General features: G+C 43.6%; 23 protein-coding genes. 3 read left to right on the top strand and 20 right to left on the bottom strand.

The window, feature by feature from the left end:
• Positions 1-7: 7 nt before the first annotated feature.
• The 4 genes from CH376_RS07330 to CH376_RS07315 are packed head-to-tail and all read right to left on the bottom strand — an operon-like array spanning position 8 to position 5,542.
• On the bottom strand, positions 8-559 hold the full coding sequence (locus tag CH376_RS07330; protein ID WP_100785901.1) for a DUF3341 domain-containing protein: 552 nt from the start codon (positions 557-559) through the stop codon (positions 8-10).
• Complete coding sequence (gene nrfD, locus CH376_RS07325) at positions 559-1,926, bottom strand: NrfD/PsrC family molybdoenzyme membrane anchor subunit (protein ID WP_100785900.1); 1,368 nt, start codon at positions 1,924-1,926, stop codon at positions 559-561. The genes CH376_RS07330 and nrfD overlap by 1 nt, the downstream gene beginning before the upstream one ends.
• A 25-nt stretch (positions 1,927-1,951) precedes the next feature.
• Positions 1,952-5,017, bottom strand: a complete 3,066-nt coding sequence (locus CH376_RS07320; protein WP_100785899.1) for a TAT-variant-translocated molybdopterin oxidoreductase — start codon at positions 5,015-5,017, stop codon at positions 1,952-1,954.
• Positions 5,018-5,035: 18 nt separating this feature from the next.
• Positions 5,036-5,542, bottom strand: a complete 507-nt coding sequence (locus tag CH376_RS07315) for a cytochrome c3 family protein (RefSeq protein ID WP_083244061.1) — start codon at positions 5,540-5,542, stop codon at positions 5,036-5,038.
• Between the two features lie 297 nt (positions 5,543-5,839).
• Here CH376_RS07315 and CH376_RS07305 point away from each other — a divergent pair, with 297 nt between their 5' ends.
• Entirely contained in the window at positions 5,840-6,700 is an 861-nt protein-coding gene (locus CH376_RS07305) for an endonuclease/exonuclease/phosphatase family protein (protein ID WP_100785898.1), read from the top strand.
• A 606-nt stretch (positions 6,701-7,306) separates the two neighbouring features.
• The gene (locus CH376_RS07300; RefSeq protein WP_165781766.1) at positions 7,307-7,894 is read left to right on the top strand and encodes a DUF1554 domain-containing protein; all 588 of its coding nucleotides are present in this window, start codon (positions 7,307-7,309) and stop codon (positions 7,892-7,894) included.
• A 237-nt stretch (positions 7,895-8,131) separates the two neighbouring features.
• On the opposite strand, the gene CH376_RS07290 is transcribed toward CH376_RS07300, so the two are convergent.
• The 14 genes from CH376_RS07290 to CH376_RS07220 form a co-directional block, all read right to left on the bottom strand.
• Positions 8,132-8,458 (bottom strand): hypothetical protein, encoded by a 327-nt coding sequence (locus CH376_RS07290; RefSeq protein WP_100785895.1) that lies wholly within the window; start codon positions 8,456-8,458, stop codon positions 8,132-8,134.
• Between the two features lie 180 nt (positions 8,459-8,638).
• Complete coding sequence (locus CH376_RS07285; RefSeq protein WP_100785894.1) at positions 8,639-9,067, bottom strand: hypothetical protein; 429 nt, start codon at positions 9,065-9,067, stop codon at positions 8,639-8,641.
• 308 nt (positions 9,068-9,375) lie between these two features.
• Complete coding sequence (locus tag CH376_RS07280; RefSeq protein WP_100785893.1) at positions 9,376-9,891, bottom strand: hypothetical protein; 516 nt, start codon at positions 9,889-9,891, stop codon at positions 9,376-9,378.
• Positions 9,892-9,986: 95 nt separating this feature from the next.
• Positions 9,987-10,565: an SURF1 family cytochrome oxidase biogenesis protein gene (locus CH376_RS07275; protein WP_165781765.1), complete on the bottom strand. Its 579-nt coding sequence runs from the start codon at positions 10,563-10,565 to the stop codon at positions 9,987-9,989.
• 37 nt (positions 10,566-10,602) lie between these two features.
• Positions 10,603-11,073: a MepB family protein gene (locus tag CH376_RS07270; protein ID WP_165781772.1), complete on the bottom strand. Its 471-nt coding sequence runs from the start codon at positions 11,071-11,073 to the stop codon at positions 10,603-10,605.
• A gap of 131 nt (positions 11,074-11,204) precedes the next feature.
• Entirely contained in the window at positions 11,205-11,666 is a 462-nt protein-coding gene (locus tag CH376_RS07265; RefSeq protein WP_100785891.1) for a hypothetical protein, read from the bottom strand.
• Between the two features lie 110 nt (positions 11,667-11,776).
• Entirely contained in the window at positions 11,777-12,190 is a 414-nt protein-coding gene (locus CH376_RS07260; protein WP_100785890.1) for a cupin domain-containing protein, read from the bottom strand.
• Between the two features lie 140 nt (positions 12,191-12,330).
• On the bottom strand, positions 12,331-12,744 hold the full coding sequence (locus CH376_RS07255) for an iron chaperone (protein ID WP_100786017.1): 414 nt from the start codon (positions 12,742-12,744) through the stop codon (positions 12,331-12,333).
• A gap of 573 nt (positions 12,745-13,317) precedes the next feature.
• Complete coding sequence (locus tag CH376_RS24935; RefSeq protein ID WP_100785889.1) at positions 13,318-15,051, bottom strand: ArnT family glycosyltransferase; 1,734 nt, start codon at positions 15,049-15,051, stop codon at positions 13,318-13,320.
• Between the two features lie 14 nt (positions 15,052-15,065).
• The gene (locus CH376_RS07245; RefSeq protein ID WP_069606545.1) at positions 15,066-15,353 is read right to left on the bottom strand and encodes a Cys-rich protein; all 288 of its coding nucleotides are present in this window, start codon (positions 15,351-15,353) and stop codon (positions 15,066-15,068) included.
• Positions 15,354-15,383: 30 nt separating this feature from the next.
• Positions 15,384-16,445, bottom strand: coding sequence for a dual-specificity RNA methyltransferase RlmN (gene rlmN / locus CH376_RS07240; protein WP_100785888.1), 1,062 nt, complete (start codon positions 16,443-16,445; stop codon positions 15,384-15,386).
• Between the two features lie 1,165 nt (positions 16,446-17,610).
• Positions 17,611-18,000 carry a hypothetical protein gene (locus tag CH376_RS07230; protein WP_100785886.1) on the bottom strand — a complete coding sequence of 130 codons (390 nt, stop codon included), beginning with the start codon at positions 17,998-18,000 and terminating at the stop codon, positions 17,611-17,613.
• A 269-nt stretch (positions 18,001-18,269) separates the two neighbouring features.
• Positions 18,270-19,028 carry an indole-3-glycerol-phosphate synthase gene (locus tag CH376_RS07225; RefSeq protein ID WP_100785885.1) on the bottom strand — a complete coding sequence of 253 codons (759 nt, stop codon included), beginning with the start codon at positions 19,026-19,028 and terminating at the stop codon, positions 18,270-18,272.
• A gap of 7 nt (positions 19,029-19,035) precedes the next feature.
• Positions 19,036-19,368: an STAS domain-containing protein gene (locus tag CH376_RS07220; protein ID WP_010575596.1), complete on the bottom strand. Its 333-nt coding sequence runs from the start codon at positions 19,366-19,368 to the stop codon at positions 19,036-19,038.
• 79 nt (positions 19,369-19,447) lie between these two features.
• Here CH376_RS07220 and murD point away from each other — a divergent pair, with 79 nt between their 5' ends.
• Positions 19,448-20,836, top strand: coding sequence for a UDP-N-acetylmuramoyl-L-alanine--D-glutamate ligase (gene murD / locus CH376_RS07215; RefSeq protein ID WP_100785884.1), 1,389 nt, complete (start codon positions 19,448-19,450; stop codon positions 20,834-20,836).
• 37 nt (positions 20,837-20,873) lie between these two features.
• Here the strand turns inward: murD and CH376_RS07210 are convergent, their stop codons facing one another.
• Both CH376_RS07210 and flgE read right to left on the bottom strand, forming a co-directional pair.
• The gene (locus tag CH376_RS07210) at positions 20,874-22,856 is read right to left on the bottom strand and encodes an HD domain-containing phosphohydrolase (protein ID WP_100786016.1); all 1,983 of its coding nucleotides are present in this window, start codon (positions 22,854-22,856) and stop codon (positions 20,874-20,876) included.
• 248 nt (positions 22,857-23,104) lie between these two features.
• Positions 23,105-24,499 (bottom strand): flagellar hook protein FlgE, encoded by a 1,395-nt coding sequence (gene flgE, locus CH376_RS07205; protein WP_100785883.1) that lies wholly within the window; start codon positions 24,497-24,499, stop codon positions 23,105-23,107.

Raw genomic sequence — 24,499 nt, 5'->3', positions numbered from 1 at the left:
GCTGCTCCTATTTCACAACCTCGACGTTCTTTCCGCCAAGACCTTTGATAAAGCTAACCACTTCGTCTTCCTTATAACCTTTGGAAGAAGAAGGGATCCAGAGTGCAAACTTGTCCGTAGTGATATCTGGATGTAAAACTTTCCGATTAATTTTCGGAAGTCTCGTTAGGAAAAACATCGCCGCCGCAGTTCCCACACCGGCCATAAACACGGTGAATTCGAACGTGATCGGAATGTAAGCAAACCAAGCGTTCAAGTTCTTTCCGGAGATGTTGATAGGCCAGTCGAACTTGTGTGTGAGGTACTGCATTCCGAAACCAACGGTGCAACCGAAAAGTCCCATAAAAAAGGTGACCCAAGGAAGACCGGAACGGGGAACTCCCATCGCGTCGTCCAATCCGTGAACCGGATACGGAGTGAAACAATCGAAGTTCGTATAATTCTTCTCTTTTGTTTTCGCCGCCGCGGAAATGATTTCCGCAGGGGAGTCGAAGAGCCCGAAAACACCGGCGCTCGTTTCTTCAAACGTATGAAATTGTTCTTTATGAGGTCTATACATCAGTGGTGTCCTCCGTCTTTGTGAGGCATTACGGTTTTTACTTCCGCAACCGCGATAACAGGCATGATTCTACAGAACAGAAGGAACAACGTGAAGAAGATTCCGAACGTTCCGATGAGCATCATGAAGTCGTAAACGGTAGGGATATACATATCCCAGCTGGATGGAAGGAAGTCCGCGTGCGTAGTCATTACGATCACGTATCTTTCAAACCACATCCCGATGTTTACTACGATAGAAATGATAAACATGACCGGAATGCTGGTTCTGAGTTTTTTCCACCAGAATACCTGCGGAGAAAAAACGTTACAGCTAAACATAATAAAGTAAGCCCAACCGTACGGACCGAAGGCTCTGTTGACGAAAGTAAATCCTTCGTATTCGTTACCCGAATACCAAGCCATGAAGAACTCGGTGGAATAAGCAAGACCCACGATCAAACCGGTGACCATGATGACCTTGTTCATGTTTTCCAAGTGTTTCATCGTGATATAGTCTTTCAGATTGAACACTTCTCTTGCGATCACCATCAGGGTCACAACCATCGCAAATCCGGAGAAAATCGCCCCAGCCACGAAGTATGGAGGGAAGATCGTAGTATGCCATCCGGGAAGAATGGAAACCGCGAAGTCGAAGGATACGATCGTGTGAACCGAAAGAACCAGAGGAGTGGAAAGAGCCGCGAGGATCATCGCCACCATCTCGAGGTGAGACCAAGCCTTGTTCGAGCCCACCCAACCTAAGGAAAGAATGTCGTAGATCTTCCGTTTCATTTCTCCTTTGGAACGGTCTCTTACGGCCGCGATATCCGGAATCAAACCGATATACCAGAACACGAGAGAGATCGTTAAGTAAGTAGAAACCGCGAAGGTATCCCAAATCAGAGGAGAACGGAAGTTGACCCAAAGAGGTCCTCTTTCGTTCGGATAAGGGAACAACCAAAATCCCACCCAAGGTCTTCCGATGTGGATGATCAGGTTGGAAGCGGCGGTCAACACGGCGAAGATGGTCATCGCTTCTGCGGCGCGGTTGATCCCTGTTCTCCATTCTTGGCGGAACAGATAAAGTACGGCTGAAATCAAGGTTCCGGCGTGACCGATCCCGATCCAGAATACGAAGTTTACGATGAAAAATCCCCAAGCCACGGGATTGTTGATCCCGAGGATATAAAGACCTTCCCACATTAGATATCCGATGATACCTAAATCGATGACTGTAATGGTAAGAACCAGAAGGAAAGCCTTCCACCACAAAGAAGTGGGGAACGCTTCGACCGGTCTAAGGATATCTTCGGTAACGTCTCGAACCGACTTACCGCCGGTTACGAGAGGCTGGATATCCAGGGCTTCTTTGACTGCGTTGGACATTGACATAGCTTTTTACGTTACTCCATTAAATTGAGCTTCTGACTCGGGTAAGGTACGCAACCTGGGGACCGACGTTCAGATATTCGAGAACACGATACGATCTTGGATCGGAAGAAAGTTTCGCAACTTCGGAAGTTTTGTCGTTCGTATTCCCGAAGCTGATCGCATCCGCGGCGCAACTTTGTTGGCAAGCGGTTTTGACTTCTCCGTCTTTCAGAACGCGACCTTCATTTTTAGCGGCGATCTTCGCTTCCGCGATTTTGTGAGAACAGAAATTACATTTTTCCATTACCCCGCGACCGCGAACCGTAACTTCAGGATTGAGTCCCAGATAACGAGGAGCCTTCGCGCCTTCAGCGCCGTTATACCAGTGTTGCATCCAGTTAAAACGTCTCACTTTGTAAGGACAGTTGTTCGAGCAGTAACGAGTTCCCACACAACGGTTGTAAACCATGTCGTTGATCCCTTCGGAACTGTGAACGGTAGCAAGAACCGGACAAACGGTTTCACAAGGAGCGTTGTCGCAGTGCTGACAGAGCATAGGCTGATGAGCTACTTGGAGAGTTTCCGGCCTGTCCGGTTCGCCGATGTAATAACGGTCGATACGGAGCCAGTGCATCTCGCGACCTACGCGAACTTCATCACGGCCAACGACCGGAATGTTGTTCTCCACCTGACAAGCGATCACGCAAGAACCGCAACCTGTGCAGGAAGAAAGGTCGATGCTCATTCCCCATTTGTAACCAGGGTAAGAATAATTCGGGTTCGCACCCACTGCATCCACGAGTTTTCCGTCTTTCAAGATCTTAGGAATCTCGGAAGGAGCCTTGCCGGAGGCAGGGTTTTTACGATATTCTTCGATGGAAGTGGATTGAACGAGAGGACGGTCCGGATAGTTAAAACCGGGAGACAACATGTGGTGATGCTGAGTGCAAGCCAATTTGTAAGTCTTACCCGTTTTCTCCAGAGAAGTAATCGCGATCCCGGAATAAATTCCGTTTTCGGAAAGAACGTAAGCGTTCTTACCAACTCCGGTTCCAACGGCGCCCGCCGCAGTTCTTCCGTAACCGACCGCAACGCCGATCGCTTCTTTGTGCATTCCTGGTTGGATCTGCGCCGGAAGTTCGATCGTTTTGTTACCGGTTTTTAAAACCAGAACGTCGTTGGAAGAAATCCCTTTCTCTTTTGCAAGAGCGGGAGAAAGAAGAATGTAGTTGTCCCAGGTCACCTTGGTTACGGGATCCGGAAGTTCTTGGAGTTGAGAATTGTTCGCCGCTCTTCCGTCTCCGATCGCAGAGGTTTCATACAACGCGAGTTTGAGACCCGCAGAACCCGAAGCGATCTTTTTGAGCGCGGAACGGTTGAAGTTCCGAGAAGAACCGGCGGACTTCTTACGATCGGACGCCTTTACGGTGGTTCCGATTCTTAAGAGGTCTTCCCATTTTTGTTTAGAACCGAGTTTTTTAGTCCAAGAATTTTTTACGTATTCGTAGAAGCTCGTTTCTCCGCCGAGAGATCCGCCCGCGAAAGCGATCAAGCTGTCTTCAAAAGAACGTGAGTTGAAGAGAGGACGAACCGCAGGTTGTTGGATCGAGAAAATTCCTTTTGTAACTTCGCTGTCTCCCCAAGACTCGAGGAAGTGAGTGGTTGTCGCGAGAACGTTAGACGCAAGCGCAGTCTCGTCCGCACGATCGCTCAAAGAAACGACTAACGCGGCTTGGTGGAGAAGATTTTTCCATTCTTCTCCCGCTTGGTAAACCAGGTTGACGTCGTTTACGAAAAGAACGCCTACTTTAGTTCCTTTCAGCTCGGAAGCCAAAGAATTCAGATTGCCCGAATAATCCGCAGAGCCTTCTTTTTTCGGATTGGAATGGTCCACGGTTTTGCCGTCGTTTTCCAAAACGCTGTTGAGAAGGTTTACGAGGACTTGAAGATCCACCGCGTCTTTTGTAGTCGCTGCGAGACTTCCCGCAACTACGAGAGACTTGCCTTTGTTGGACCAAAGAGCCTTTGCGGTTTTACGGATATTTTCTTCGCTCACGCCCAAAGAAGAAGCGAGGCTTGCAACGGTAGCGCCGCCTAACGCGTCTTTTGTATTGGCTCCGAGTTCACCCAAAGCCGCGGCGATCGCAAGAGCGAGAGCGGTTTGATCTCCGGGACGAATCGGAAGACGAAGATCCGCATTGGATCCGGACATCGTAGGAATCGATTCCGCAGCTACGAAGAAGTTTACGTCTTTTGCGCCGTTGCGAAGATTTCTTCTCTTAGAGAAATCTTTTTGGTGTTCTTCCGGAGAAAGCCAATTGCCCATAAAATCGCAATCGATGGAAAGAATTACATTCGCGAGATCGAAGTGATAGTTCGGAATCAGGGCCTTTCCGTAGGAAGCCGCTTGACCTTTTGCTACAACTTCTTCCGCGGAAGTAAGGGAAATCTCGTAGTGTTTTCCGCCGCCGACCGTACGGAGAAAGTCGCCTATGATCGACTTTGTAGAAGGAGAGTCCAGAGGTCTCGTAACGACCACGGTCTTCCCTTTGTTTGCCGCGAGGGCCGCCTTTACTTTTGCGTCGACGGTTGCCCAATCCGACTTAACTTCGATTCCGCCTTCGATGGTGGCGGGAGTCTGCGCTCTGTCAGGGTCATAAAGATCGAAAATAGAAGCCTGACCCGCGGCGCCGAGCGCGCCCTGAGAAACCGGGTGATCCGGATTTCCTTCCAGTTTGAGAGGACGTCCGTCTCTTGCTTTTACAAGAATTCCGGTCCCCGCATAAACGGAAGCGTAGTAGTAAGAATGTCCGTGTTTTACGAAATCATATTGAGCGTTTTCGTCCGGCTTATTGAGATCCACATAAGGAACGATTTTCTCGATCGGTTTACGCACGCAATTGAGAGAGGTCATCGCGACCCCGGCGCCCATCAATTTGAGAAAGGATTTACGATCGAATTCTCCCGACTTAATTCTCGCGATCAGAGGATCCGGAGAAGTGAAGAATTCCGCTTTTTGCATTTCCTTAACTTCTTCTTCTTTGTCTCTGAGATCATAAGAGAGCCAGTGAGCCTTCTTTTCTTTTTGGAAATTTTTTTGATCCATGCTTAGTATTACTCCCGGTTATCTGTGGCAGGTTGAACAGTCGGTCGGTGCGTTGTTCTCTCTGTGACAATCCACGCAGTATCCCATGTTTAGGGACGCTACTTGTTTCACTTTGACCATCTCCGCTACGTTACCGTGACACTGAGAACAATCCACTCCTCTCGATATATGTCGAGAGTGGTTGAACTGAACGTGATCCGGCATATCATGCACCTTCACCCATTCAAGAGGCTTGTTTTCGTTATACGATTTTGTAAGCGTCTTGATGAGAGGTTTGGAGGTTGCAACGAGGGAGTGGCAGTTCATGCAAGTTGAGGTGGAGGGGACTGTGGCGTGTGCTGAGGTTTCTACCCCGGTGTGACAGTACTTACAGTCTATCTTATTATCTCCGGCATGTATCTTATGATTGAAGGGTATAGGCTGATCGGGCGCATACCCAACATACTTGGAGGGAGAGAAAATCAGATACGCTACGGCCGCGATGGCAATGAGCGGTACCGAAAGTTTCAGTGCTCTGTTATTCATTCGTATGAAGTCCCTATGAATCCAATATTGGTATTGGTAACAGGATTTTTGTCTCTGTGAAAAATTGCAAGTAAACGAAGATCCGGGGCCTTTTCTTTGCGTTTATTTTGAAGGTTATTTGAGAATTGATATCAATTACAAAAGTTTCATCTGTTTTAAAAAAAGTTCTGAAACTATAAAAAAAAATATTCCGGATCCAAGGGGAACATCGAGAAAAAACAAACTTTTTTGATAAAACAAGGATTCAAAAAACGGAAAGTTTGGAAACCTGGACCGTCTAAGGAGTTTTTTCTTTCGATGTTTCTCATTCAACCTCTTCTATCCGCTCGAATTTTTTGGAAGATTCTTCTCTTTTTTGCAGCGCTACTGAATATAGAATCGCTCAAGGCACAGGATTTGAAACTAAAACTCGCGAGTTTCAACGCGATGTTTCTCTACGACGAGGTCGGAGACGGGAAAAAATTTCCAAAAGGAAGAATCCCGAGAAAAGATTCCGACTTTGAAAAAATCAGAACGCATCTTTCCAAGATCGATCCGGATATCATCGCTCTTCAGGAAGTCGAAAACGAAGAAGCGATCTGGAAAATTCTTCCCACATCCTTTGCCTGCTCCCTTACGAAAACAATCGCAGGATACGATCAAAGGGTCGCAATCTGCTGGAAAAATAAATTTCAAACCGTGGACGCGGTCCACTACTCCGTTCTTTCCTTAGAACCGGGCCTGAGAGGCGGAGTAGAAGCCGTTTTATCCATCGGAAATCAGAATTATTCCTTCCTGGGAGTGCATCTCAAGGCTGGAAATTCTAAAAAAGACAAAAAACTCCGCTCCAGACAACTCGACGTTTTGAACAAAATTCTTAAATTAAAGAAGAATTATTTTCTTCTGGGCGATATGAATTCTCCTCTTGGAAAGGACAATCGATCCTGGAATCTTCTTTCAAAAGGCTTGGATCTGAAAAATCCGGGACGTTATACGAAACAGACCTGCTGGGGACACGAATCTTTGATCGATTTTATTTTGACGGATCTTTCGATTTCGAACGCGGACTTCAGACAATTCCCTTTTCCCGAAGACGACGGAGAATTTGACGGAATTCCGGAAAGCGAAAGAGGACTTTCCGATCATTGTCCGGTCGTTCTGGAGATCGCCCTCGAATGAATTTTTAAAAAAAGCAAGCTCGTTTTGATCGAGTGAATTGTTCCGACAAAGGGATTCTTCCCTAAAAAACAGTTGCGCGGACTTGAAGCGTATTCTCCGATAAAATCGGGATTTACTTTTTTGAAGACCCGTTGCGCCGGAAGAATTTTACTGCGTGATCTTTGTAGAATTATAGAAACATCGCTATGTCGGCGCCTTTCTTTCGGGTCTTGTCGCTTTCATACGTTATCCGTATCCGCGCAATCCTTCCTGATTCACGATTCTTCGAAAATCTAAAATTAACATCGCTATGCCAATCGAATCGGACAAAGATATTTCAAAACGGATCTTATCTCGATCGACTACGATTCTTCCAACTTTCTGCATCCGTTTTGAAACGAGTTTGAGCGATTATCACCTAACGAAGAATTACGAATCATAACCTAAGACCTCTTTTATAAGCCGGCCTTTTGTTTTTTTCGGATCCTGAAAAACGAAATTTTCGCTTCGGTTAGCTCAAGTATGAAAACGAGAATCAAAACACTACTGACCCTCCTATTCGTTTTCCTGAATATATCTTGTTCGGGAGAAAGTAATTCCAAAGATTCGGATATTTTGAATCTACTCATGTTCAAACAAAGCGTCGAATCTACATCGGCGACTTCGCTTAACAATCGCGGCTTTCGATATCTTTTCGTGACGACCGACGCTCACAACGGAAACCTCGGCGGAGTTAGCGGAGCGGATAATTTTTGTGAAACACAAAAACCGGCCGGACTAGGCACAACGGGAAGATTCAAAGCGCTTCTCGTTACGGGAATAGGGAATCCGGACAGCACTAGGATTGCGTCCATGAACGTGGATGCAAACTTTAACGGCTTAGGGGACGGACAAACGAACTGGGTTCTAAAAGCTGATACGGAATATCGAAGGACGGATGGAACGACCGTCGTATTTAGAACCAACAGCAGACGACTCTTCGACTTCCTTCCCGCAAATTTGTTGCAAAACTCCTTTGCGACGACCGCCGGAACCGGAATCTGGACTGCATTAGAGGGAAACTGGCGCTCGATCGGATCCTGCGCCTTTTGGACCTCCGCGGATGCAGGGGATGGAGGAGAAATCGGCCTTCCGAACGAAAGAGATATTCAGTCGATTCACGGCGGAACAATTACTTGTAATACGACAGCGAGAGTCCTTTGTATAGAACAGTAAAATTCAAAAAAGGGGTTTGCCGAAGTTTGTTTCGAACAAATCCCTTTTGCAAACAAGGATAAGAATATAAAACATCAGATTCGAATTTTCTAAAATAGAATACTTCCCTTTTTCGGAGATCTTCGGCGATTCTTATTGGATTTCTTTTTTTTAAAACCCGAAGTATTGAAAGAATCTTTCCATTATATCCGCGCTTCAATCGAAGCCGAAATTTTTTCAACGTTTGGAAAATTTACGTTATCCGCCTTCTCCTCCGTTCAAGGTGGAAATATATTTCAGTTCGATCCAATACGCGACCGCAGAAAGAACGACGAATAAAAGAAGAATTGCGATTCTTAAAACATTTCTCGATCGAGATCCTTTTGTTTTGTAAGAAAGAATCAGAAGAGCGGCGGCGGTAAAAAAACAAAAGGAACCGTATTGATAGAACAAAGGTTTTTCCGCTCTTTCCAATTCGGTCGCTCCTCCTGAGGAAGAAGGAAAACCCATATATTTAGCTTCCAGAGTAAAAAAGCATCCGATCAGAAAGACCGCGACACAAACCGCGAAGTAAAAATATTTCATATAAGTTCGGCTTTATTCTTTGGAGTTTGATAAAGTAGACGAAGCCTTTCCCGCGGATCGCTTCGTTTTTACTAGGCTCGAGACGATCGAACGGTAAAAAAGGGATTTGCCTTAGGCTTCGGGTTGCCTAAGACAAACTCGAATTCAATCGATTAGTTAATGGAAATTCTTAAATGGTAATTACTTTTTTGCCTCGAGAGCGATCGTACCTTTTACTTGTCCGTCTTCGCGGCCGATCGTTTTGATAAGGATATAAACCTTACCGGCGTTCAACGCTTTCTTCTGATCCAAGTTTAAATCGCAAGAACCCCAATCTTTCCAAGGACTGTTGGTCGCGTTGTAAGGAGGTTTGAAGGAACAAATCGGAGCAGCGGCGCCCTCGACTTGAACGAGAATATCGGTCGCGTTCGTTCCGAAATATTCATAGGATCCGGATACTTTCAATTTGCTGGTTTCGTCGTCCAGAATCGCATCCACACTTCCTCTTGCGTTTACGTTTTGCTGAGTCGAATCCTTCAAAGACGCTACGTATTTAGTCGGCCCTTTTCCATAAACCAAAACAGGAAAGAGAAGAATACTTAGCACCAATAAGATAGTTTTTTGTTTCATTGATAATCCCTCTGTATTTTTCAAGGATCTTGCAGAATTCTCCAAGACCCTTCTTGCAACGTGGCAACAAAAGAGAAAAAAAAATTTGCGGATTAAATTTTAAAATTGGAATGCCGGAAAATAAAAGTGAATTACAAATGTTTTATATAATAAATTCTAATTTATTCCGATAAAAACCCCTGAAAACTCGGCCCGACTTATAAGGAGGCGGATATAATTATCATTCCATTCTCGATTTAAAAAAGAGAAACAAAAAAGGTCGCCTATATCCCGTTAGTATTACCGCAAGAATTGATAAACGAAGTGAATCAGAGATTGCGCTGTTTGGAAAACTCAGAGCGGATAAAATCGAAGATTTCTTTTTCATCCTGGTCCAATTCCTTCCACAAAGATTCAAGCTCCTGCAGAATCGGAAAAGAAATCTTTACGTCCAAGTAACCGAGCAATTCGATCATCTTTTTTTGAAGACGGGGATTTTCGTGTGCAGATCGTAAAAAAACCGACGAGACTATTTCCGGTTTCTTTTCCGAGGCCTTCGAAATCATTAGGTTCACCGAATGATCCCAAGCGTCCGATCTTCTCGTTGCCAGGTTTTCATAAAAATCGGTGGGTTTTGTTATAAGAATTGAAAACAGATGAGAGACGGTTTCTTCGATATCGCAAGAACGAAAAAATTGTTCGATATGACGATCCTCGAGATCGAAAGTATCATCTTTCTTGGACAAATATTCTTCTTGGTATTCAGATCCAAAACCGGCGAAGACAAAAGGATCGATCGGACAGGTTAAGTCGGCGAGTAATTCCAATAGTTTTTGTGCGGGCATAACTTTTTTTACTTTTAAGGACGATTGGTAGGATCCGCGAAAGGCCGATCTCGGAAACCGAAAAGAATGAATATGGAGTTCATTCTAAAAAAAAATCACAAGTTCGAAATCAAATCCAAACAAATCGGCAGCGCGTTTAAGGCGTAGGGAGGAAGATCGGAAACGTTTCTCTTATTGTCGATCTCCTCCCAGAGTTCGACAATGCTCCTCGGCTTTAAAAGGATAACTCCCGATTTTTTATAAATTTTTTGACTCGATGAATTTCGAATCCTCCCGTAAATCGTTATCGGTTCCCTGAACAAAGGCTCATCATAATTTAAATTTTTATATTTATGATTCAATCCGTTTAGAGGGACCCAACCAACATTCACCAGCACGGCGTCTAACGCATACCATGAAGGCCAACCCGAGGAAGGATTGGATTCCCTCACAAAAGAAAAAGGTTTCAAAACTAAAAACCCTCGTTCTCCGTTTTTAGTCGCTTCCTCCAATACTTCCAACTCGTGAAAGAATCCCCGAATCAAAACGAACTCTTTTCGTTTTCCGAATAAGACAAGATTCTTTTTTGTGAAACTTTTTTTCTTCGCGGGATTTTCGATACTCAGGATTATCTTCTGCGGATCGTATAAAGCGGGATCGCCGGAAAGAGAAATTAAATTTATCAGGATCAGCAAGAAAACTAAACGTCGGCTGAAACCCAATTTCATCCTCTTAAGAAAGAAGTTTACGAACATTGATCTTATCGCGGATCGGGTCCGAAAGATTCTCCATAAAATAATCCGACTGCCAGGATTGAGTTTTTTGAGCTTGTTTGTTAAGCGACAAGTCCCAAGGAGGATAGACTCTAAAACCCCGCTTGCCTTCTTTTTTGCCGGATAGAATTCCTTTTTCGTGTAGGATCGTTTTCGGAAAAATAAATTGTCCGGATCGACTTTGAAAATTCACGAAAATTATATAACGATCGACGTCGTCTTTGATATGATAGGGTTCGATCGGTCCTTCCTTTTTGCGTTTCCAAAGAGTAACAAACTGACCGGTCTTTGTAGGAGTAATTTTCGCGACTCGAAAAGTGATTCTTAAACCGTCCAGCTCGAATCGACACGCGCCGTATTCCGTACTTTCCTTTTCGATAAGTATATTTTTCGGCTCCAAGCCGAAGGGATCGAACAGAATCTTTTTCATTTTCAGGAAGGCGTCGTGCGAATTTACATTTCCGACCGCCGCCCTCTCTTCCGTCGCCCTAAAAGAAGAATCCGATTTGTCAGTTTTCATATTCATTTTTTTTTTAGAATGTCGCTTATCAATGTTCCGATTCAGACCAGCAGAAGACAAAACAAAGCGATCAAAAATGTAATCGGTGTAAACACGATGCTTTCCAATTGATTGAGGGAATTCAAATTACCGAGAGTATTCAAGAAAAACAAAACGACCATTCCCCATAAAATTACTTTTAGAACCGAATTCGAAAAGTATCTTCGTATACATCTGCGTTCCATAAGGATCACAAAAAGAAAGAACGAATTCAAAAGAATGGAAACCGCTTCGAATCCGTACATCTGTTGCAGATTCTCCAGCCTCCCGCCCCAGACGATCGTGTACGGAATGACTCCGATCAAAATTAAAAAATGAAAACAGAAAATCGCCGAAAAAAGGGCGATGAGAATTCTTCCGATATTTTTTTTGATTTCTTGGTTTTGTACAAACACGGTATAATATTCTTTATGCTCCGAATTCTTTTCATTCAGTTTTTTTAAAAACGCCAAAGCAAATCGCATTCGCTTTTTCCGAAAGGCGACTTTTTATTCACACTGATCTGCGTCATTGTAAAACCAAAAACCTCATTGCGCCTCAAGCTAACAATCGCCTAAAAACGAGTTTTGCTTTTTTATTTTTCAAGAACTTGAACCGTCGGATCGCCCGCTTTTTGCAAAAGATAGAATACCGCGAACTTTGCGGGCGCTTCGCTTTCATTATTGAATTTCGCTATCCTTGCATTCTCCGGTTCAAAAAAAGCGTCTCCGGCTTTTAAGAATTGTTCCGCCTGACCTTCGATCTGAAAAGTGATCGTTCCTTGTGTTACCACTCCGATCGTATCACAAGGATGCAGATGCAACGAAGCTCCTTGCCGCTTTTCTAAAATCACTTCGACGATCTTGACATTTGAAACGTTCTTTTCTCCTCCTAAAAACGCGATCAGTAATTCTTTTCTAGATACACTGGGCGCAGGAATCGGTTTTGCAACGTCTTCGGCAAAAGATAAACTGAAACAAACAAAAAAGATTAGTAAAACGATTTTCATGGTTCTCCTTTATAAATTCGATTTTCAAAATCAAGGATGATCTTCCTATCATCTTCGCATGTTCTTATGACCTCACTCGCGTCAAGATCCGCGTAGTCGATGCGATCCGCCAACTTACAAGTCAAAAGGTTGATTTTGGCTCATTTCGATTTGCTTTGGTTTTCCTCGACTCTGAACTTAACTATCTTTGAGATGAGAGTTTTCGGTAAATTCTTATCCAGAGGAAATTGAATCGCACCTTTCGAGAATTTATAAGGGGCCAATTCGTTTTCGAATACTTTTGTGGCGCTCGACGTAGGATAAAATCCGATGTGCTTTTTAAAAGCCGCGAAATAGACGAGATTTCCATTATATGCAAAAGCCGGCATATTATAGCTTATCTTTTCCTTGGCCATCGGTGCGGATTTTTTAATGAGATTTCTCATTTCGCTTAACATTTTTTGGATTTCTTTCGGGAAGCAAGCGATGTACTCGTCTATCGTTTGAAACTTCACTCCCTTAGCGGAAGAATCCGCCCCGCCGGATTTTTTAAAACTGATCTTCAGCGATTTCATCTCCTTCTCAATCAGGGCGAGCGCATTGGGGCCGATTCCATGAAGTTTGGAAATCTCCTCTTTGGTGTATTTCGCAAAATCCTGGATTCTTTTTAGCTTCAAGGTAAGAATCGCTCTTTTTGCAGGGTTGGCAAGTTTTTCCACGAAATATTCCAGATCCATAGAAGTTATCCTTTTTGTCCTTTCAGATTATTTTTAAGAAAAAATGAACGAAAATTCCTTTCTTAAAAGAATTGATTCACGCGTTCTATCTCAACGGGACTTCAAGTCCGATTTCAACCTTTTTTCGACCTATGCGTCGTCGGCGGAACATGAACAATTCCAGCTCAAAGAGCATTGAGAAAAATATTCCCGCAGATTCTCCGATTTTTTTAAAACATAGGAGTTCCTACTTTTAAAACGTAAGAGTTCCCACACTGTTCGAAAGAGGATTTCAGATTTCTCGAGCGAGAAAAGAGGGAGAAAAGTAGTCCCCGGTTTTACCCAGGGACCAAAACCAAACCAGGCTCACAATTTAGCCTACTTTATTATTCGGGAAAATTGGAAATTCTCCTCATCATTTTTTAGAGCCTTTCATTTTTTCTCGGATTTTACCAAAGTGGCCCGCATTAAAATCACCTTTCCCGCAATCTTATCTCTCTGGGATTTTAAGAAGAATTTCCCTTCCGGAGTCGCCACTTTATAAGAAGGGAATTCTTTTACAGTTTCAAAACGAACGTCTTTTCCGAAGAACTCATCCATCTTACCCACCCATTTGTCCTGAACGACCAGATAACGTTGCCCGTCCTTTTGAATGGCGTCGACCAAGATCGCCGGATCAAAAAGGGTTCTTGAAATTCTTTGAGAATAGTATGCGTACGATCTTTTCGAAGCGGGAACTCCGAAGAGAAAAAGTTTTTCCTTTCCCGGTTCGTTCTCGCGGATAAAGGAACCGATTTCTTTCGAAGGCTGATACGAAGTCAACATAGGATAAAGATACAAACTCACGATGGAAAAAAATAAAGAAACGGGAAAAATCCAAGACGCAAGCAAGCGCCCTTCCTTACCCGTTTGAAAAAAAATCCAAATAAAAACCGCAAAGTAAACCGCCGGAAGAATCAAATAATTCCATCCGACTTCGATACTCAATGCGGGAAGAATCAAAATCGTTGCGAAAAAAGCTCCCGCGGTGATCAAAAGAAGAACCGTTCCGATTTTAGAAAAAGAATCCCGTTCTTCCGATCCTTTCAAAGAGAGAAGAATCGATTCCAAAACTCCGGCGCCGATCACCGCCGCCGCGGGAAGACACCAGTAGATATACTGGGGAAGCTGATATCTCGAGAAGCTGATCAAAAATAAGAACAGAAAAAGCCAGAATCCGGGAACAAAATCCAGATTCTTATATTCATTTTTTAGAATATTCTGAAAAACAAATTTAGACTTCCCTCCTCTGAAAAATTTCCCTACCCGATCGATCACAAAACCCGCAAAAGGGAGAATGAAAATTCCGAAAGCCCAGGAAAAGTTGGAATAGAAAAAGAGAGGATTGAACTTCTGATTGTACATCTTCACGTAGAATCTTCCGAAGGATTGAATCCACAAAAAGAAATAAGGACCGTAAGTCTGAAACTCAAGATAAAGAGGAATCGACCAAAGGATAGGCGGAAGGATCGCGAGAATCGCACCCGGAAACAATTTCATCTCCAGAAGCCGCTTCCAATCCCTTCTAAAAAGGATGTCTCCTCCGATCGACAAAGCGGGAATCACCATTGCGATCGGTCCTTTTGTGATAAACCCGAGGCCCATCGCAAAATACATGAGATAATAGTAATTTCGATTCTTCTTAAATCCTAAATAATAAAAGGCGTGTACTAAGATCAGATACGGAGTCAAGTAGACGTCGATCTTCGGATCCACGACCATCGAGTAGAGTCCGGGCGAAAGGGAATATAAAAATACCGCAATCCAAGCGCGAAGCCGGCTTCCGGAATACAATTCGGTGAGTTTGAAAATTCCCCAGAAGGAAAGAAACGTGAAGAGAAGAGCCGGCAAACGAAACGCGAAGTTTTGATAACCGAAGACGAGAAACGAAAGGGAAATTTTCCAAAACGTAAGGATCGGTTTATCGAGATATCTGCGTCCGTTGTCTCGGATAAAAAACGGATTTCCGCCCTCCACCATCTCTCTCGAAATTTCAGCGTATTGGGAGGAATCGATGTCGATCACGTCGAGAGGAAGCGTAAAGAGCAAAGGAAGAATCGAAATCAAAAGAAGAACAAAAAGAACTCTGACGGAAATCAAGGGTTTATCGGATGAGATTGAATTCATTTTTTATTCCTTTTTTAATCCATAAATCCGGATTCGAGTACGCAGGTATTAAAACCTTTGCATGTAGTTTCGGATTCGAAACAGGGAAGAACGAAACTTTGTTCCCGGATACAACCGCTCTCGCAGTCGATCATCGCTTGATTCTTTTCAAGTTCGGTGACTTTAACGTCCTTGAACGTGGTCACCGCGCATTGAACGAAGAACTTACACGCGGAACTGCATTTCTGTTGAACGTATTCCTGACAGGAAACAAAAGGTAAGATCGTTAATAAGAGGAAAAGAAGAATTCTTCTCGGATTCATTGCCCCATTTTTCAAAAAGGAAAGCTGAGGTCAACTTTTTGAGGCGAGCATTCCGCAGGCGCCGAAAATATCTTTTCCGGGAGATCTTCGGTTGAGAATCGGAACTCCGGCCGGTTCCAAGAGCGCGATGAATTCTTCCACCTCGCTCCTCGTGGGTCTTCTCCATCCGAAGAACTCGGTGTTGAGAGGAATCACGTTGATCTTACAATCCATGGATCTCGCGATCTTTACGAGTTTGTTTGCGTTCTCTTGTCCCATATTGACTCCGGGGATCATAACGTATTCGAAAGTGATTCTTCGATTCAGTTCTCTCGTAAAATCCTTGGCAGCTTGAATGAGTTCGGGAAGAGAGAATTTTTCCTCGATATCCATGATTTCCTTTCTTCCGCTCGGATCCGGATGATTGAGAGATATCGCGAAGTTATAGGGTTCCTTGTTTTCGATAAACCGTCTGATTCCGTTTACCACTCCGGAAGTGGAGATCGTTATTTTTTTCGCGCCCAAGTTGAGAGCGTCCGGATCGTGAAGAATGGACGCCGCGCGAATCACGTTGAAGTAGTTGTGAAACGGTTCTCCCATTCCCATAAAAACAACGTTAGTCGCTCTATCGCCCACGATTTTTTCGACTTGAAGAATCTGATCTACGATCTCGTGGGCCTTGAGATTGCCCTGAAATTCCAATTTCGCGGTGGCACAGAATTTACAGTTAAGAGTACAGCCCACTTGAGAAGAGATACAAATCGTCTTTCTTCCTCCGTCTCCGGATGGAATCCAGACCGCTTCAAATTCCTTTCCGCTGTTGAGTTCGGAAGTGAAGGTGAATTTTTGAGTTCCATCCACGGACTTGAGATGTTTCACTACTTGAAGACGCGTAAGAGAACAGAGTTCTTCCAATTTTTCTTTGAGGGCCTTCGAGAATGTGGTAAATTGTTCCCAGGATTCGTAACGGTTTACATAGAGACCATGATAGATCTGTTTTGCTCGAAAAGGCTTTTCACCCAGAGAGGACATGATATCCGAAAGTTCTTTTAAGGTTCTCCCCTTCAAAGGAATCTTTCCGGTTTGAACTTCTCCGAGCGTTTCTTGGGTCATGGGAATCGTCCTTCCAGTCGATTTTTTTCGTTAGGGTCTGAGAGAAAACTCTTTTCAACGGTGATTTTTCGGAGAAGAGAAAAAAGAATCCCCACAAGATGATGCAAAGCTGAACTCTTTTTAAAATCCAAAGACAACGATCTTTCTTCCTTTCAAAACATCGCGAATTTTCTTTGAAAGATTCTTATGTTCCCTAACTGCATCCTTTGATCTTAAGTCCTCTCTTTTAAAGCCGGTCATCGGATCTGATGGAGATATGGCTTTCAGGCTTGTTGCGTTTTGAAGAGGATCGGGTAAGAACAGAAACAACCTTTTGAAAATTGTTCTCCTTTTTGAGCGAGAGACTTAGGTTTTGAAATCGGACTTTCTGCGTTTATACGAACTTCTTATAAGCACAGCTTCACTTGAAAAGTTTAGCCGACGCTTTGGTCGGAGCTACGACAATTTTGAATTGTAGAAAAGCTGTGCGGTTAGGCGAACTTCGCGTAGCCGCGACTTTAACGGAAAAATATAACCAACTCTTTCCGTTGGAGCTACGACAATTTTGAATTATGGAAAAGATGTGCGGTTATACGAACTTCGCATAAACACAGCTTCACTTGAAAAGTTTAGCCGACGCTTTGGTCGGAACTACGACAATCTTGAATTATAGGAAAGATGTGCGGTTAGGCGAACTTCGCATAAAACCTCATAGCCGAGGAAGCGACACAAAGCAAAAGCAGATCACGAGCGGTATTCGAAAAGAATATGCAAAGTTTAGCACCGAGCTTTCTGCGGTTATACGAACTTCGCACAAGCGCGACTTTAACGGGAAAGTCTAACCAACTATTTCCGTCGGAGCTACGACAATTTTGAATTGTAGAAAAGATGTGCGGTTATACGAACTTCGCATAAACACAGCTTCACTTGAAAAGTTTAGCCGACGCTTTGGTCGGAGCTACGACAATCTTGAATTGTAGGAAAGATGTGCGTTTATACGAACTTCTTATAGGCGCAGCTTCACTTGAAAAGTCTAACCAACTCTTTTCGTCGGAACTACGACAATCTTGAATTATAGGAAAGATGTGCGGTTAGGCGAACTTCGCAAAACCTCAACCTACAAAAAGTCTATAATCTTCAAAGTAGGAACTCCTATGAAAAAAACTTCGAGCCCGATTTTATCCGCCTACGAACGACCGAAGGCTCGATAGAATAAATAAGGAGAAACGACAATCCAAATTAAAATAAAAATCCATAGTTCGCCGTGAAAAACATCATGCGCCTGAAAGAAGTCGGAGTTCGGCTTTCGAGACCATAGAACGATCATCGTATATTCGAAAATTTCGGTAAGAATCAGCCACAGAATTCCGACGAGAAACGATTGTCGGGCGCTGGAAAACGGAAAGAATTTAGCAATTCCGGCGATCGGAATACTCAAAAGAACGATTCCAGTAAAAACCGAAATTTGATGAGATAAAAATTCACCGAAAAAATTCTTATAAGTAAGCTCTCTTATCGTTGCGTTTAGAAAAGCGAACACAAGAAGAAGCAACCAAAAAAATGAATATCGAATCATGGCTTTCCTCACTTTTTCTAAAAACGATTCTCAAATTGCGGAAATTACCATTCTAAAATTCGAACCTCTTTATTGATAAATGTCTATTCCTGAAGATCTCCCAAGACTGCTCTTTGTCATCGGACCGAACTCTCGAAGTTAAAACGTTTTTGAGGAATTTAAAAGAACGAAAGCTCCGCCGAAATTCTAACAGAGAACGGATTTTAAGTCCGTAGCAAGTTTTTTCGGTGAGATAGTTTGCAGGAGAGATAAGAATATATTCGAAATTTCTAAAATAGATCCAGCCAAGCGTTGTGAATATCCGGTTTCTCCATAAAATAAGTTCCAATCAAAGCGGCGTCCACGAGCTTTCGAAAGTTGTCCAAGTCTGAACGGTTTTTCACGCCCGATTCTCCCACCTTGACAACGTTAGGCGGAAGAAAGGAAGAAACTTCCTCCACTAAATTCTTATGAATCTGAAACGTATCCAAATCTCGCGTATTGATCCCGACGATTTCAGCGCCGCAGTCCAGGGCCAACTTCGCCTCTTCGGACGTGTGGACTTCCACAAGACTGTCCATTCCCAAGGAAGAAGCGAATTTCAAAAACGTCTTAATCTGATCCGGAGTCAGAATTCTTACGATTAAAAGAATCGCGGACGCTCCGAATTCTCTCGCTTCTCGAATCTGAATCTCGTCTAGGATAAAATCTTTTCTTAAAACGGGAATTCTCACCTTGGAAGAAACGTTCTTTAAATCTTCCAAAGAACCGCCGAAATAATCCCTATCGGTAAGAACTGAAATCGCGGAAGCCCCGCAGTCCTCATAAGTGCTCGCGATTCTTACCGGATCATAGTCGCTTCGAATTTCACCCGCAGAAGGGCTCTTTCTTTTGCATTCCGCGATGATGGAGAATTTACGGCTTCTCAGAGATTCCCGAAGTCCGAGACCTTGATAAGGGACCGGATCGTAACTCGGCGTATTCTTGATTTCGTTTTGTTTGGTTGTGATGATTTCCCGGAGGACCCGGTGCAATTGAGTAGAAGACATCAGAGGCTTAGAAAGATTTCAAAGCCTCGTCTTCGGTTTCGCGAATATCGAAAAGAGAGGTGAGTTCGATTACGTCAAAGATACGTTTGACCGCCGGTTTTATATTACTAATCTTTAATGCACCCTCTTTGGAATTGAGTTTTCTAAGGGTGGAAATACAAGCTCTGAATCCGGACGAAGACATATAATCTACTTCCTGCATATTCAGAATTACTTTTTTATGACCTTGATTGTCGATCAGATCATTCAGATTTTCCTCTACTTCATTGGCGATGGAAACATCCAAACGTCCTTTGAGATAAACAATCAAAACACCGTCGCGTACTTTGTGATCGAGCAAGGGAATATCCTTAAGTTTTTGCTACTGACAACTATCGGGGGTGAAAATAACCTGTCAATCACTGTTCCAAGGTCAAAAAATGAAATTTCCCGAGTCCCTAAAAGGCCAGAAGACTCTTGTTCTCGGCGGAGGAATCTCCGGAAATTCAGCATTGGATCTTTTGATAGCTTTAGGAGCGGATCCCATTCTTTGTGATCGAAATCCTCCGAACAAAAGCTCGATCGTTTATCTTTCGGATTCTACAGAACCAAATTTTCTTCCTCAAGTTTCTCTTATCATCAAGTCGCCCGGAATTTTGCCGACTCATCCGATTCTTATCTTTGCAAAAGAAAAAGGAATTCCGGTATTTTCGGAAATCGATCTCGGAAGACATTTCTTTAAGGGAAGAATCATAGGAGTTACTGGGACGGATGGAAAGTCCACGACAACGGCTCTTACGGCTCATCTTTTAAAAAAAGATTTCACCGATCTAAGAGAAGGCGGAAATCTCGGAATTCCCTTCACTTCCTTTTGTAAGGAACCGATCTCCTTGGCGGTTCTTGAACTTTCGAGCTATCAATTGGACGATTCGTCTCCGCTTCGATTGGACGCTTCCGTGTTTTTGAATATTGCGCCGGATCATCTGGAAAGACACAAAACTATGGAAAATTATTTCCAAGCAAAGTTAAAGATTGCGGATCTCCAAAATGAAAATCATTCCTTGATAGTTTCGCAAAAGATCAAAGAAAGAATTCTGAACTCCGTAGAATTTCGTTGTAAACTTTTGTGTTTTGGAAGAACTGCTGAAGCCGACGCGTTTTTGGATGAGGATTCTTTGAAAATTCGAACCGCAAAATTCGACTACGATCTTTCTCAATTTCATCTTCCCGGAACTCACAATCGGGAGAATCTAGCCGCTTCCATTCTTGTATCGGAAGCGATCGGCGGAAAACCCGAATCGATTCAATATCAGATTCCTCTTTTCAAAGGCCTTCCGCATCGATTTCAGATCGCGGGAGAAAAGAACGGCTTTTCGTTTATCAACGATTCTAAATCGACGAACCTTCACAGTATGCTTGCCGGAATGTCGACTTGGAAAAACAGGGAAAAAACCTGTCTCGTCTTAGGCGGAAGACCGAAACTGGAAGATCCGAAACCGCTTTATGATTTTCTAATACAAGGAATCGGTTGTGTGATTCTCATCGGAGAAGGACGCCCCGCGTGGGAAGAAGGGATTCGGAAACTCCTCGGGAACCGGCTTTTTGCGGTGAATACGTTAGGCGACGCTTTTACAATCTTAAAAAATGGAAAAACGAAACATCCGGAAACGCCGGACGATTCTTTCCAAATTCAACTGGAAAACGGAGTTTCAGTCTCTTCGGTAGTTTTTTCGCCCGCATGCGCGAGCTTCGATCAGTATAAGAATTTCGAAGAAAGGGGAAATCATTTTCTCTCCCTGGTCGAATCCTTTCTCAAAGAACGAAAATAAAACTCAAACCGAAAAAATCATAAAGTAAAGATCCCGATCATCGCAGATGTCCGGAATTGGAAAGTCTTTCATAAACTTTTCCTTCGATAAATATCTTCAAAAGATCCGGATCGACGTGATTCTCACGAGCTTCCATCTGCAAAATATCCAATGCCCTTTCCAGAGGTACCGCTCTTTTATAAGGACGATCCTTATCCGTAAGAGCGTCGAAAATATCGGAGATCGTCATGATTCGAGATTGAACCGGAATCGAATCTCCCGCCAATCCCCTCGGGTAACCGGTCCCATCCAGCTTCTCGTGATGCGCGTGCGCGATCGACGGGACCAGCTTCAGATCTCCGGTCCAAGGAATTTTGCTTAGGAATTGAAACGTATGTTCGACGTGCGACTCGATTTCTTTTCTTTCGGCAAAGTCCAGAGATCCTTTTTTGATCGTAAGAAAGCCGAATTCGTAAGGAGAGATGAGATTCAGATTTTCCCCGCCCGTCGTGGAGTAATTCACCTTCGCAATCTCTTCCAACATTTGAAAATTAGATTCCTCTAATATGGACGGCTCGTTCGAATCGATTACGATCTGAAACATCTGATCGAGCTTTTGATATTCCACTTGGAGCTCAAATTCCAAAGAAGTCTCGTAGTCGGAAAATCCGGCGCTTCCGTGCTTTTTGAGATAGTCCGTTTTTTTTTGCAGAATTCTCGATTCTATATCTTTTTTGATGTATTGGAATCTCCAGCGGATCAGTTCGAGTTCGTAGTCCTCCAGTTTTTTGGACTTGACCAAGACTTTCTCGCGAACTCCGACCTTTCCAAAATCGTGAAGCAAAGACGCATAACGTATTTCCTTGATTTGTTCCTTGGAAAATTTGATATCCCTGTATTTCCCTTCTTCGAACTGATCCACGGTTTCTGCGAGTCCCACCGTCAAAAGGGCCACACGGAACGAATGACCGCTCGTAGTCGGATCCCGGGATTCAATCGCGTTTACGGACGCAGTGACAAATCCTTCGAAAAGAGTTTCGATTTCCTGTAAAAGATTATTATTCTGAATCGCGACGGCGGCTTGGCCGGCGACGCTCATCACAAGCTGAGCGGAATAATCGTCAAAAGGAAGAATGTCCTTTCCTTTCATCTGATCCACGGTCAACTTTTGATTGAAGTTTCTTTTTTTATTGATGAGCTGGATGACTCCCACCACTTCGTTTCTATGATTTTTCATAGGAACTACGAGCATGGACTTCGTGTGATAATTGGAAAGTACGTCGAAATTACTGTTGAAAGTATATTCGGCGTCTTCGGGCAAATCGTAGACATTCTGAATGTTCAGAATTTTCCCTGTTGCCGCAACGTAACCCGCGATGCTCGACTTGTTAATCGGAAGTAAGAATTCTTCCGTATCGATATCCATCGAAGAAATTTTGAATCTAAGATTTTTTATAAAGCCGAGTTCGTCCTTTTCGACAAGATAAAGCGAACCCGAATCGGCGACCGCGATCTCTCGAGCGCTGAAAATAATCTCTCTCAGAAGTTTATTAAAGTCCTTTTCGTCTGCGAGACTGATTCCGATTCGAGTCAGTTTTGAAATTTCGTATTTTGTAGTATTGACCTTGTGTTGAAGATCGAACTGATCCGTAATCATCTGAATTTGAGTGAACGCGTTTAAGACCGTCTTATTCAAAATCACATCCGAAGAAGTTTCCGGAAGAATCGCAAAAATCAAATCTTCCTCAATTTTCAAATCCGGCGATTCCGTAAAATCAAGGCTATCGTTCAGGATAAATCGGCTTAGAATCAGAGGGTTGCTCTGAAACTGTTTATGGATCTGTTTCTGATATTCTTTGAGCGTGGGAATGGTGAGATAAAAGATAACGTTTAAAAAACCGATGGAATCCCGAATGGACTCGGATTCGAAGAATTCTTTTAATTCTAAAAATTGGACTTCTAAACGAGAAACGACCGGATTGAGTCTTTTGGCGATTGAACGGGAGTCCGTAATGATGTATTTAGGAAACTTCTGACTCATCCTTACCAGGAACCAATGAAACCGTACTGGAAATATAGTGGAAAGAGAATTTTTCCCCAAACATGTCAAAAAAAATTAACCGTTATTTAAGAAATGAATTCTTCGTAAATTTCGGTTTTGGGAAAGAATCGGAGGCGGAGAAAAGGCGATCTGAGATAAAAATGAACAATGTTTTGAAAAATTCTCCAAAGAAGGAGACTTCCTCTTAGGCGTTAAGCGGAGTCTAAGAGGAAGTTATTAAGGAATCCTTAACGTTTCAGACCCAAGACTTCCTGGATCATTTGATCCGAAGTTGTAATGGTTCTCGAATTTGCCTGGAAACCTCTCTGAGTTACGATCATATCGGTAAACTGATCGGAAAGATCCACGTTAGACATTTCAAGAAGACCCGCGTTGATTTTTCCTCTTCCTTGAACTCCCGCCTCACCGATGTTAGGTTCTCCCGAGTTCATGGAATACGCGAACATCGTATCTCCCGCCTTATCCAAACCGGCGGGGTTATTAAAAACGGCTGTCGCAATTCTCGCGAGAGGTTGGCGAACTCCGTTGGAGAAAACACCCGTTACGGTTCCGGAATTATCGATCGAAAAAGATTCCAGATAACCCATGGTATAACCGTCTTGTTTTACTGCCTTGGTTGTAAAATCGGAAGAGAACTGAGTGATTCCGTCAACCATGCCGGCTTCTCCCAAATTAAGGTCGAAGTTTTGAACCGCGGGATTGCCCGGAATTCTAAATGAAACTTTCGCATTCAACTTACCGGTGTTCATCGAATCGGTTCCATCGGAAACGTAGACGAGTTTTCCGTCCGGGGTAAATCCGAGTTCGATCTCGGTATTCCCCGGAAGTTGTGTGTTTTGACCGCCGGTTCCGGCGACGTCCACTGAAAGTTGAGTCGCATCGGTCAGACTCAGACGAGCTTTCCAAGTGTTATCTCGAACCTTATAAAGTTCCATCTTGAATTCTCTCTGAATCCCCTGATCGTCGAAAGTTTTGATAGTGGTGACGTGCCCTCTTCTCATCTTCGGATCCGGATCGTTGATCATCGCGCTGATTTCGTCTTGAGTCGCATCCGGAGGTACAGCAGGTACGGAAGAATTCAAGTTGGATTTAAAGTCGATCTGCGAAGTCGCTCTCGCTGGTTCTTTAGAATAAACAGGAATCACGATATCTTCGATAGAAGCCGAGGAATTGATAAATTTATTTCCTTTATCGTCCAGTCTCGCGTTCCAACCTTGCACCTTTAGTCCGTTAGCCGGGTTTACATAGTATCCGTTCTTATCCAAATTAAAAGCGCCGGCTCTCGTATAAAATTGTTTGTCTCCGTCTTTGACGATGAAAAAACCCTCGCCTGACATTGCGACGTCCGTATTCTTTCCGGTCGTTTGCAGAGAACCCTGAGTCATGATTTTATCGATCGCAGCAATCAAAGATCCCAAGCCGACTTGTTGCGGGTTCACACCTCCGATATTCTCCTTCGGTTCGGAAGCTCCGCGGAGTTCCTGCGAAATCATATCTTGAAACGTAACCCTTTCGGTTTTAAAACCGTGAGTATTGACGTTAGAGATGTTATTTCCAATGACATCCATTCGGACCTGGTGGTTTTTAAGTCCGGAAACACCGGAATAGAGTGACCTCATCAT

It is taken from the genome of Leptospira adleri (assembly GCF_002811985.1).
GTDB lineage: Bacteria > Spirochaetota > Leptospiria > Leptospirales > Leptospiraceae > Leptospira > Leptospira adleri.
Note: the sequence above shows the minus strand (reverse complement) of the source record. Positions and strands in the feature narration are given on the sequence as shown.